Annotated in this window: 9 protein-coding genes; 8 read left to right on the plus strand and 1 reads right to left on the minus strand. The window is 63.9% G+C overall.

Translation table 11 applies throughout. The features are described 5' to 3' along the window. Nucleotides 1-58: 58 nt before the first annotated feature. The 8 genes from CHB96_RS14010 to CHB96_RS14045 all read left to right on the plus strand — a co-directional run bounded on the left by CHB96_RS14010 (nt 59) and on the right by CHB96_RS14045 (nt 9,839). Entirely contained in the window at nt 59-1,261 is a 1,203-nt protein-coding gene (locus CHB96_RS14010; protein ID WP_089247153.1) for a cytochrome P450, read from the plus strand. Then, complete coding sequence (locus CHB96_RS14015; RefSeq protein WP_089247155.1) at nt 1,254-2,651, plus strand: aldehyde dehydrogenase family protein; 1,398 nt, start codon at nt 1,254-1,256, stop codon at nt 2,649-2,651. Before CHB96_RS14010 ends, CHB96_RS14015 begins: the two co-directional genes overlap by 8 nt. Continuing rightward, nucleotides 2,648-3,427 carry an SDR family oxidoreductase gene (locus CHB96_RS14020; RefSeq protein WP_089247157.1) on the plus strand — a complete coding sequence of 260 codons (780 nt, stop codon included), beginning with the start codon at nt 2,648-2,650 and terminating at the stop codon, nt 3,425-3,427. Before CHB96_RS14015 ends, CHB96_RS14020 begins: the two co-directional genes overlap by 4 nt. After that, a complete protein-coding gene (locus CHB96_RS14025) occupies nt 3,424-4,884 on the plus strand; it encodes a pyruvate, phosphate dikinase (RefSeq protein WP_089247159.1) in 1,461 nt (486 codons plus the stop codon). Before CHB96_RS14020 ends, CHB96_RS14025 begins: the two co-directional genes overlap by 4 nt. A 4-nt stretch (nt 4,885-4,888) precedes the next feature. Then, the gene (locus CHB96_RS14030; protein WP_089247161.1) at nt 4,889-5,581 is read left to right on the plus strand and encodes a TetR/AcrR family transcriptional regulator; all 693 of its coding nucleotides are present in this window, start codon (nt 4,889-4,891) and stop codon (nt 5,579-5,581) included. Then, nucleotides 5,578-6,591, plus strand: a complete 1,014-nt coding sequence (locus CHB96_RS14035) for a ferredoxin--NADP reductase (protein ID WP_089247162.1) — start codon at nt 5,578-5,580, stop codon at nt 6,589-6,591. Before CHB96_RS14030 ends, CHB96_RS14035 begins: the two co-directional genes overlap by 4 nt. 90 nt (nt 6,592-6,681) lie before the next feature. Then, entirely contained in the window at nt 6,682-8,949 is a 2,268-nt protein-coding gene (locus CHB96_RS14040; protein WP_089247164.1) for an ATP-binding cassette domain-containing protein, read from the plus strand. Between the two features lie 26 nt (nt 8,950-8,975). Further along, the gene (locus CHB96_RS14045; RefSeq protein WP_089247166.1) at nt 8,976-9,839 is read left to right on the plus strand and encodes an SCO6745 family protein; all 864 of its coding nucleotides are present in this window, start codon (nt 8,976-8,978) and stop codon (nt 9,837-9,839) included. A 63-nt stretch (nt 9,840-9,902) separates the two neighbouring features. Here the strand turns inward: CHB96_RS14045 and lhgD are convergent, their stop codons facing one another. Continuing rightward, nucleotides 9,903-11,096, minus strand: coding sequence for an L-2-hydroxyglutarate dehydrogenase (gene lhgD / locus CHB96_RS14050; RefSeq protein ID WP_089247342.1), 1,194 nt, complete (start codon nt 11,094-11,096; stop codon nt 9,903-9,905). Nucleotides 11,097-11,159: the final 63 nt, after the last annotated feature.

The raw sequence follows: 11,159 nt of genomic DNA on the forward strand, positions 1-11,159 counted from the left end.
TCCATGTATGGTTTAGTGAAACATGAGTCGCAAACCAGATTCTGCACGGGAGGACACGATGACGATCACCGAGGACGTCGACCTGATGGACCTTCGTCCGTTCGCGGACGGGTCCGACCACCGGGTCTTCTCGCACCTACGCGACGCCGACCCGTTGCACTGGAATGCCGAACCGAACGGTCCCGGATTCTGGTCGGTCACACGCTACGAGGACGTCAAAACCGTCGCATCGTCGTTCGAGGACTTCTCGGTGGTCGAGGGAACTCAGATCGCCAGCAGGCGCGCGGAAGGTGAAGGTGCGCGCAGCATCCACCACGTCGATCCGCCCGAGCACGGGCCGCTACGCGGCATCGTCACCCCACACGTACGCCCGGTGAAGATCAAGTCACTCGAGAAGGACATCGCAGCAGTCATCGATTCGCTGCTCGACGACGCCATCGACGCCGGCACCATCGACCTGGTCGCCTCGATCACCTCACAACTGCCGCTGGTGATGATCGGACGCCTGCTCGGCGCACCCCTGGAGGACTGCCCGAACCTGCTGAAGTGGACCAATCAGATGGCCAGCGAGGATCCCGACTACTCCGAGGGCCCCGAGACAGCAGTCAAGGCACGCGACGAGGTGTTCGGCTACTTCCGCGGACTCGAAGAACTACGCCGTCACTGCCCGGCCGACGACCTCATCTCGGTGCTGACAGCAGCCGAACTGGACGGAAAGCCCTTGGCTCGTGGCTATCTCGACGCCTATTACCTGATTCTGATGGTGGCGGGCAACGAGACCACCCGAAATCTGTTGTCGGGCGGTGTTCAACTGCTCCACGAGAATCCACAGTGGTGGCAGTTCATGCGCGACAATCCCGCCAAGATCCGCGTCGTCGTCGAAGAGATGGTGAGGATGACGTCGCCGGTTCTGTCGATGCGACGCACCGCGACGCGTGACATCGAGATGCATGGCAAGACAATTCGCCGGGGCGACAAGGTCGTCATGTGGTTCTGCTCGGCCAACCGCGACGAGCGTGTCTTCGAGAACCCCCAGGAGTTCCGCGGCGACCGCTTCCCCAACGAGCACGTCGGATTCGGTTGGGGTGCACACGCGTGCCTCGGTGCGAATCTCGCACGCCTGGAAGCGAAGCTGTTCTTCACTCGCATCGTCGAACGTGGGCTGCGCATGGATGTCACCGGCGACGTGAACCGACTGCAGAGCAACTTCTTTCGCGGAATCAAGACACTCCCGGTGGAAGTGACCCGGATCGATGGGTGAGCACGCGGTGTCGTTGATCGACGGCACACCCTACGTAACCGAGACTCTCGTCGACGTCGTCGACCCGTTCACCGGTCAATCGATCGGCTCGACGCACGAGTCCGGTTCGGATGCAGTTCATTCCGCCGTTCGGTCGGCAACCGAAGCGTTCCAGGACTGGTCTCGAACTTCGGTCGACGATCGGGCTGCGGTTCTCGAACGAGCAGCGGACCTGCTCGACGAACGAGGGTCTTTCATCGCGTCGACGGTCACCCGTGAGATGGGTATGCCCACCCGGCTTTCCCAGGTGACGCAGTCCCAGCTCCCGGCATCGGTACTACGTGCAGCCGCTGCCACTGCACGAGCCTTCCCGTGGATCGAGGACATCGACGGCGCACAGCTGCGACGACGCGCCAGTGGTGTGGTCGGAGCGATCACACCGTGGAACATGCCTGTCCATCAGATCGTCGCGAAGGTGTCCGCGGCGTTGGGCGCGGGCTGCACCGTCGTGCTGAAGCCCTCGGAGGCCACACCTTTCGACGCGGTGGCCATCGCGCAGATCTTTCTCGACGCCGGTCTCCCTCGCGGCGCGTTCAACGTCGTCCAGGGAACGGGCGCTGTCACCGGATCCGCGTTGGCGAGTCACCCAGGCATCGCCCATGTGTCGTTCACCGGGAGCGTCGGTGCGGGACGCACAGTTGCCGCCCTGGCTGCCGGCTCACTGGCGCGCACGACGTTGGAACTCGGAGGGAAGTCACCCGCAGTGATTCTGCCCGACGCGGACCTCGACGTCGCCGTCGCAGGTGCCCTCGGTAGCGCATTGGTCAACTCGGGCCAGGCATGTAATGCGCCCACACGCATGGTGATCCCTTCTCACATGGCCGGCGAGATCGAAAGACGTATCGCCGAAGCGACTTTCGTTCTGGGAGATCCCAGCGATCCTGCGACGACGCACGGACCGCTGGCATCCAAGCGCCAGCTCGATCGCGTCGTCGACTATGCACAATCCGCACTCGCCGACGGCGGTCGTCTCGTCGTCGGAACCGGGAAACCCGAGGGCGGATGCTTCATGGCTCCCACCGTCATAGCCGATCTGCCACCGACTGCGCGCGCTGTTCGAGAGGAGATCTTCGGTCCGGTTGTCGTACTGCAGACGTATGGTGACGTCGACGAGGCAGTGAGGATCGCGAACGACAGTGATTTCGGATTGTCCGCAGAGGTGTGGGGCGACCCGTCCGAGGCCAAGTCCGTGGCATCGAAACTTCATGTGGGACAGGTGAAAGTGAACGGCGTGAGAACACGGGAGCGACCTGCGGTACCCTTCGGCGGGATCAAGCAGTCCGGCTATGGGCGTGAACTCGGAGCACTCGGATTCAGCGAGTTCACCGACGTGACGGCGGTGATGGCATGACCCTCGTCGTGACAGGAGCCGCGTCGGGCATCGGTTTGGCTCTCGTTCGCAGGGCATTGGGCGCAGGCATCGAGGTCTGGGCGGTGGACCGCAATGCGTGCCCCGAACCCGCGGCGAAGACGGTGCTGTGCGATCTGTCGGATCCGGACGAGATTGCGACTCTGGAGCTTCCGCGGCACATCGACATGCTCGCATGCGTGGCCGGCGTGCCGGGAACCGCTCCACCAGAACTGGTACTGGCGGTCAACACGCTCGGCATGCGGCTCCTCACCGGACGGTGTCTCGGTGCCATGGCTTCGGGCGCGCGCATCGTCAACGTTGCCTCGGTGGCTGCTCACCGCAATACCGTCGCGCTACCCGATATTGCGACTCTGCTCTCCGTCACGGACAAGCCGAATCTGGACACATGGCTGGCCGAGCACCCGCTCGACGGACCTGCCGCCTACGACACGTCCAAACGTGCTGTGCTGGAATGGACGTCATCGCTCGCCGCACATCTGATCCCGCGGGGCATCGGAGTCGTTTCCGTCAGCCCAGGACCGACCGAGACTCCGATTCTGACCGACTTCACGGAGAGCATGGGTGCCGAGTCGATCGACCGGTCAGCCGCAGCCGTCGGTCGTCATGGCACAGCCGACGAAATCGCGGCCGTCGTTCACTTCTTCCTCTCCCCCGCAGCATCGTGGACCAACGGAATCGACATCCCCGTCGAAGGCGGGTTGCTCGCCACTCGATCAGCACTGCTGTCCGATGCATTGAAAGGACTCGATTCATGAGCTTGCCGACGATCGTCGATCTGAACGGAACCGAGCCTGGCAGCCGCGAGCTGCTCGGCGGAAAAGCATACAGCGTCAACAAGATGCGAGCCCTGGGCCTCCCGGTACCGCCTGCATTCGCGCTGACGACTCCGTTGTGCGCGCAGTATCACGACAACGGCGGGTCGCTGTCCGAGGACCTGTGGGCCGAGGTGCTGGGGCATCTGGCCAGGCTCGAAGACGAAACCGGCCGCAAGTTCGGCGTCGGACCGTTTCCTCTGCTGGTGTCCGTGCGGTCCGGTGCCGCGCAGAGTATGCCCGGAATGATGGACACCGTCCTCAACCTCGGTCTCACCGAGTCTCTGCGCGACGAGCTTGCCGCGGCGACGGGCGACGAGGCGTGGGCGCAGAACACGTGGACCCGATTCTGCGAGAGCTACACATCGATCGTCGGTCCCGTACCCGCGGATCCCTACGAGCAGCTGCGCGGCGCGATCGGCGCAGTGTTCGACTCGTGGAACAACGAACGCGTCGCTGCGTACCGAAACCGTCACGGGCTCGGCGCGGGAACGGGAACCGCTGTCACCGTGCAGGCCATGGTGTTCGGCAATCGCGACGAGCGCTCCGGCACAGGCGTTCTGTTCAGCCGGAACCCGAGCTCGGGTGAGAACGCCCTGTTCGGAGAGTGGCTTGCGCAGGCACAGGGTGAGGACGTCGTCTCCGGCGAGCGGACGCCGTCGCCCCTCACGCACTTGGAGGCGACGTTGCCGCAGCACTACGCCGAGCTCGCACGCATCGCGTCGGTCCTGGAGAAGGATCACCGCGACCTCGTCGACATCGAGTTCACCATCGAAAGCGACACGCTGTACGTCCTGCAGTGCCGCAAGGGCAAGCGCTCGGCTGCCGCGGCAGTCCAGGTGGCCGTCGACCTCGTCCACGCAGGAATGATCACGAACATCGAAGCGCTGGAACGTGTCTCGGCCGAGCAGATCCGGTCACTGGAGGACAACGACGAGATCACAGTGGGTGCTCCCGTCGTCGCACAGGGTAACGGCGCCAGCCCAGGGACTGCGTCAGGCATCGCCGTCACCGATACGGACGAGGCCCAGAATCTTGCGGCCGAGGGTGTCTCGGTGGTGCTGGTTCGACCGTCGACCGCGCCGGACGATGTCCCCGCAATGTTCGAATCCGTTGCGGTGGTGACCGAAGTGGGTGGTTCGACGTCCCACGCAGCGCTGGTCTGCCGAGAGATCGGCCTACCGTGCGTCGTCGGATGCGGGCCGGGGACGGTCGATGCTCTGCGGGGCCGGACCATCACCGTCGACGGCGCGTCGGGGAAGATCTACGAGGGGAACGTGCTCGAAGCAGGCACGCAGAATCACGCGTCGCTCGCGGAGTTGTTGACGTGGCTGCCGGATCCGATCCCCGCCGACCACCACCTGGCGTCGGTGACACACCGACCTCTCGAAAGCGCCTGAGACCATGACCGAGAATGCGGCAACCACCGGAATCGATGCCGAGTTCACCCGCGCCGGCCTGGTCGAGAACATCGTCTCGTCGCCGAAGCGCGCGAACCGTCGCGGCGAGCAGACCAGGGACAAGATCATCGCGGCCGCGACCGAGTGCTTCACCGAATACGGCTACACGAGGACACGGATCTCGGACATCACGCATCGCGCCGATACCGCTCAGGGCAATTTCTATCGCCACTTCGCAGGTCTCGACGACGTGTTCCTCGCTGCGCTGAGGCCCGCCCTCGCAGATCTGTCCAATTCGCGTGGTCGCCCGGACCGCGCTCACGGTGAGCTCGACTCACTCATCGAGGTGAACACCACCTACCTGCAGACCTATTCGCGACACCGGCACATGCTGCGGCTGCTCCGCGAAGCTGCTGCAGCAAGTGCGAACGAGGGATTTCAGCAACTGTGGCTGAACCTCCGATCGGACTACGTAGCGCGCACCCGTCGGTGGCTCGAGCGTCTCGCCGAGGCAGGCGTCATCGAGGGGCGAAACTTCGAACTGCTCGCCGAGACGCTCGGCTGCATGACCGAACAATTGGCGTACGTGCACATCGGACTGCCGTCGAGCACCCCGAAGCGTGAACGTATCGACGAACTCGGCAAGGTCCTGGGTGAGGTCTGGTACCAGACCCTGCCGTTCAAGGCGGCGACATGACACTCGTCGAATCTCGCACTCTGGGAGTCGAACTCGAAATCCGCGACGTCGTCCAAGAGACTCCCGACGCAGTCTCGATCGTGTTCGACGGGCATGTCGACTACACACCGGGACAATTCCTGACCTTGAGAGTTCCGAGCGAGCAGACAGAGTTCGTCGCTCGGTGCTACTCGCTGGCGAGCTCACCGGCTACCGACTCGGCGCTGAAGGTCACCGTCAAGAGAACGCGCGACGGCTATGCGTCGAACTGGTTGTGTGACAACGCCGAACCGGGCCTGCGTCTGCGAATCCTTCCGCCAAGCGGGACGTTCACTGCTGTGTCGTTCGAGCATGACCTCTCACTGTTCGCCGGCGGAAGCGGAATCACGCCGATCATCTCGATTCTGAAGTCGGCTCTCGCCACCTCGACCGTGAATGTCGCGCTGTTCTACGCCAACCGTGACCGCGTGTCGGTCATCTTCGACGACGAACTCGCCGAGCTCGAGGACCGATATCCCGGTCGCATACGCGTCGTACATTGGCTCGAGTCCGAACGCGGGATTCCTGGCGCCGACGATCTGCGTGCATTCGCCGGGCCCGTGACGGACAGCCACGCCTACATCTGCGGACCGGGTCCGTTCATGGCTGCGGTGGAATCCACTCTCCACGGTCTGGGTGTCGAGCATGTCCATGTCGAACGGTTCGTCTCGCTGTCGGGTGATCCGTTCACGCTGTCTCTGGACACCGAGCCGTCGGCGGCTTCTTCGACGGTATCCGTGGAGTTGGACGGGGAACAGCATTCCCTCGAGTGGCCGTCGAAGTCCACGCTCATCGACGTCCTTTTGGCCGCGGGAATCGATGCGCCGTATTCGTGCCGCGAAGGTGAATGCGGATCGTGTGCGTGCACGTTGCGATCGGGAACGGTCGATCCCGGGAACATCACCGCCCTCGCCCCGGAGGACGTGGACGACGGCTACATCCTCGCGTGCCAGGCAAAACCGACGAGCCCTCACCTGGATGTGGAGTTCTGAGCAGGCACTCTGCACTTTCGTACACCGTACGGTAGGATGCTCTGGCGTCCGCTTGGATGCGTCCTGCCGTCCGAGAGGTGACTGCCCCAGATGACCACGGCCGAAGTACTGGACACGATCGTCGTTCGAGGCGCTCGTGAGAACAATCTTCACGACGTCGATCTCGACCTGCCCAAGCGTCAGCTCATCGTGTTCGCCGGAGTCTCGGGCTCCGGCAAGTCCTCGCTCGTGTTCGACACGATCGCGGCCGAGGCGCAGCGCCAGATCAACTCGACGTTCACCGCCTTCGCTCAAACGTTCCTGCCGTCGTACGGCCGCCCCGACGCAGATCTGATCGCCAACCTGTCCGCGGTGATCATCGTCGACCAGAAGCGGTTGTTCGGCGGCCCTCGATCGACCGTCGGCACCATCACCGACATCGGCGACTGGCTGCGCATGCTGTGGTCGCGTGGAGTGACCCCGTCCATCGGATACGCCAACGCCTTCTCGTTCAACGATCCGGCCGGCATGTGCCTCGAATGCGAGGGGCTCGGCGAGGCCAAGATCATCGACATGGAACAGCTGGTCGACGAGTCGAAGTCGTTGCGCGAGGGCCCCTTCAAGCATCCGGACTTCGAGCCGGGCAAGTGGCCGTACCGTGTCTTCGCGGATTCCGGTTTCTTCGATCTCGACGTGCCCGTCGAGCAGTACTCCGCACGCGAGCGACACCTGTTCTTCGACGCCAAACCCGGCGAGGTGACGGTGACGAATCCCGACGCCGTCATGAAGAGCTACGAGGGCATCATCTCCCGCTTCCGGCGCAGTTACCTGTCGAAGGATGCCGACGCGCTGAAGGGCAAGGCGAAGGCCGCGTTCGATCGCATCGTGACCAGGGGAACATGCGAATCCTGCAGCGGGACAAGGTACAACGACACGATCCGCGGTGCGACCCTCGAGGGACTCTCGCTGCCCGACGCCTTCGCCATGCAGGTCTCCGACCTCGCCGAGCGTATCGACGGCTGGAAGCTCAAGGGGCTGGACAGTTTTCGGGCGGAGATCGTTCTGCAGCTACGACGGCTGGTGGACCTCGGACTCGGCTACCTGAGTCTCGACCGTGCGACGTCGTCGCTGTCCGGTGGTGAATCGCAGCGCATCAAGATGGTTCGCCACCTCGGGTCGACTCTGAACGACATGCTGTACGTGTTCGACGAGCCGACGACGGGTCTGCACCCACGCGACGTGCACCGTCTGAACGACATGCTGCTTGCGTTGCGCGACAAGGGAAATACCGTCCTGGTCGTCGAACACGATCCCGAGGTCATGGCCATCGCCGATCGCATCGTCGAAATCGGCCCTGGCGCAGGTAAAGCCGGAGGCACCGTTGTATTCGAGGGAACGTACGACGAGCTGCTGTCGGCCGACACCAGGACAGGTACGGCCCTCAGGCGCGACGGTGCCGAACCGCGCAGCCCGCGTATTCCGACAGAATTTCTGCAGATCGTAGGCGCGAACACGCACAACCTTCGCAACGTGAGCGCCGACATTCCGCTCGGTGTCCTGACGGCAGTGACCGGCGTTGCGGGGTCGGGTAAGTCCAGTCTGATCCACGGTCATCTGCGGTCGGTCGCGCCCGACGCCGTCATCATCGACCAAGCGCCCATTCGTGGTTCGCGCCGCTCCTCCCCCGCGACGTACACCGGACTGCTCGACCCGATCCGGGCCTACTTCGCGAAGAAGACGGGACAACCCGCCTCGCTGTTCTCTCCGAACTCCGACGGTGCGTGCCCGGACTGCCAGGGCAGCGGCATCATCTTCACCGACCTCGGGTTCACCGATCCCGTCACGAGCATGTGCGAAACGTGTCAGGGCAGGCGTTTTCGATCCGGCGCCATCAGGCACACGGTCGACGGCATCAGCATCGCCGACATCTTCGAGATGTCCGTCGAGGATGCTCAGGACTTCTTCGAGGTCAAGAAGATTCGCGACATCCTGCACCGGTGCTCCGACGTCGGACTCGGGTATTTGTCTCTCGGACAGAACCTTTCGTCGCTGTCCGGCGGCGAACGCCAGCGGTTGAAGCTTGCAACCGAGTTGGTCGGGTCGTCGCCCATTCTCGTTCTGGACGAACCGACGACCGGTCTGCATCCTTCCGATGTGTCCAAGTTGATCGACCTGCTGTCCGGGATGGTCGACGAGGGTCGCAGTGTGATCGTCATCGAGCACAACCTCGACGTCGTCGCTGCAGCGGACTGGGTCATCGACCTCGGCCCGGACGGCGGACACAACGGAGGCGAGGTCGTCTTCACCGGCACGGTGGAGGACCTGGTGAAATCCGATACCCACACGGGCGTCTATTTGGCGAAGAGTCTGGGCCGTTAGCTTACTTACGGGTAAGTTCGAGCAGCATGAGTCCTACTGCGATCGCACGCGCCGCCTACACGACGTTCGAACCGTTCCACATCACCGCCTATTTCAATCCGCAACTGAAGGCAGCGGGAGACGACCTGGGGCTCGACGGCCACGCGTGGTACGTCGGCGCCCGGGCCGCACCTCTGGGCGAGACCGCTGCGAGCGTCGTCGCGGCGACGTTCTACAACTTCAACCCAGCGCTCATCGAACGCGTCTGGCCGTTGGCCGTCGATGCGGGGTTGGAGAAGATCTCGGAGCGACGCTGGACCATGCTCGACTCGGTCCTCGGCGACGCGCTCGGACCGTTGGCGACGGATCCCGCACTGGTGGAGGTCGCTGAAAGGTTGCGAGACATCGGCGACAGCGCAGTGTTCGCGGGCCGTCCTCTGGCTTCGGCCTGGCAGTCGGTGGCGGCCCCCGATTCGCCTCAGCTCGCACTCTGGCACGCGATCGCCGTCATCAGAGAGTGGCGCGGAGACGGCCACATCGCGGCATTGGTCGACGCGCAACTGGATCCGACGGAAGCCGTCGTCTTCCACGAAGCGCAGCATCCCGACCCGAAGGCTCGACGGGTGCTCGGCAAGCGCATCACTCAGCTGACCCGGCAGTGGTCGGACGAAGAATGGGACGCTGCGGCCGATCGACTCGCCGGACGTGGGTTGGTGACGCGGGCCGAGAAGGGCGAAGCGCTGACCGAGGCAGGCGTGGATCTCGACACGCACATCGAGGCCAGGACCGATGCACTCGCGTCGTCCATCTGGGATGGCGTGTCCAACGCCGAGGAGTTGGTCATCAGCGTCCGGCCCTACGTCAAGGCAGTCATCGACGCGGGAATTCTGCCGGGAACGAAGAGGAAGTGACGGGACAGATGTCCCAGTTGCCCTGAATCCACAAGGTTGTCTGATGGTGCGGGCGCCGTTCACCTAGCGTCGGTACGCCTCCTGGACGATGTGCTCAGCGATGGCGAGCGACGACGTCGCGCCTGGTGACGGCGCGTTGCGCACGTGCACGATGCGCGCACTGCCGGCGATGACGAAATCGTCCTCGAGGCTGCCGTCGCGGTTCATCGCCTGCGCACGGATGCCGCGAGGGCCGCGTCGAACATCCTCGATCGAAATGTCGGGGACGTACTGTCGCGCCTGTTCCACGAAAACCTTTGTGCTGAGCGCAGTTTTCGTCTCTCGCACCGCCGCCGGGATGTTTCGCGCGGCGAATCGCCAGAAACCAGGGAATCCGATGGCGTCGACAGTGTCCTTGAACGATGGGGTTCCGCGGTCGTAGGATTCACGGCCGAGGGAAAGAAAAGCGTTGGGCCCCAACGTCACCTCGCCGCTGATCGTCTTGCTGACGTGGACGCCGAGGAACGGATACTTCGGGTCGGGCACGGGGTAGATCAAACCGTTCACCAAGCGCGACTTCTCGGGTGACAGCAGAAAGTAGTCGCCGAAGAACGGAACGATCTTCGGGTACGCGGACTCGCCTGACTTCTCGGCGAGCCTATCCGACTGCAAGCCAGCGCACGCGATGACTCTGTCGAATTCGTCAGTGTCACTGCCGGTTCGGACGATGACGCTTCTCGGCCGCTCGGTCACACCGGTGACTGCCGTGCCCAGTCGGATGACACCGCCATCGTCGGTGATGTCGTCGGCGAGTGCACGTGTCATGGCCGGATAGTCGACGATGGCGGTCTCCGGAGAATAGAGCGCTCTCGACCCGCGGGCGTGAGGCTCGATCTCGCGGATCTCGTCGGCGCCGATGATCCTGACGCCGGGAACGCCGTTGGCGGTTGCTCGCTGATGAATACTGTCGAGGCGCCGCGCCTCGTCGTCGCTGTGCGCGACGACGATCTTCCCGCACTTCTCGAACGCGACCCCCTTCTCGGCGACGAACTTCTCCAGCAGCCCGACGCCGCGTCGGCACAGAGTCGCCTTCAGACTGCCGGGTTCGTAGTACAAGCCGGCGTGCACGACGCCGCTGTTGTGGCCGGTCTGGTGAGCGCCGACGGACGACTCCTTCTCGAACACCGTGACCTCGACGTCACGGAACCTCATCAGTTCGCGGGCTACCGCCAGCCCGATGATTCCGCCCCCGACCACTGCGACTCTGCTTCTCGCCACGACCCCGCCTCCCGTTGATCGCGTCATTTTCACACGGACGGCCCCACCTCGTGGGGCCCGGGG

The sequence above is a fragment of the Rhodococcoides kyotonense genome, assembly GCF_900188125.1.
Lineage (GTDB): Bacteria > Actinomycetota > Actinomycetes > Mycobacteriales > Mycobacteriaceae > Rhodococcoides > Rhodococcoides kyotonense.

Coding starts and splice junctions, on each gene's coding strand:
- CHB96_RS14010 (WP_089247153.1), top strand. CDS start 59: ATGACGATCACCGAGGACGTCGACCTGATGGACCTTCGTCCGTTCGCG.
- CHB96_RS14015 (WP_089247155.1), top strand. CDS start 1,254: ATGGGTGAGCACGCGGTGTCGTTGATCGACGGCACACCCTACGTAACC.
- CHB96_RS14020 (WP_089247157.1), top strand. CDS start 2,648: ATGACCCTCGTCGTGACAGGAGCCGCGTCGGGCATCGGTTTGGCTCTC.
- CHB96_RS14025 (WP_089247159.1), top strand. CDS start 3,424: ATGAGCTTGCCGACGATCGTCGATCTGAACGGAACCGAGCCTGGCAGC.
- CHB96_RS14030 (WP_089247161.1), top strand. CDS start 4,889: ATGACCGAGAATGCGGCAACCACCGGAATCGATGCCGAGTTCACCCGC.
- CHB96_RS14035 (WP_089247162.1), top strand. CDS start 5,578: ATGACACTCGTCGAATCTCGCACTCTGGGAGTCGAACTCGAAATCCGC.
- CHB96_RS14040 (WP_089247164.1), top strand. CDS start 6,682: ATGACCACGGCCGAAGTACTGGACACGATCGTCGTTCGAGGCGCTCGT.
- CHB96_RS14045 (WP_089247166.1), top strand. CDS start 8,976: ATGAGTCCTACTGCGATCGCACGCGCCGCCTACACGACGTTCGAACCG.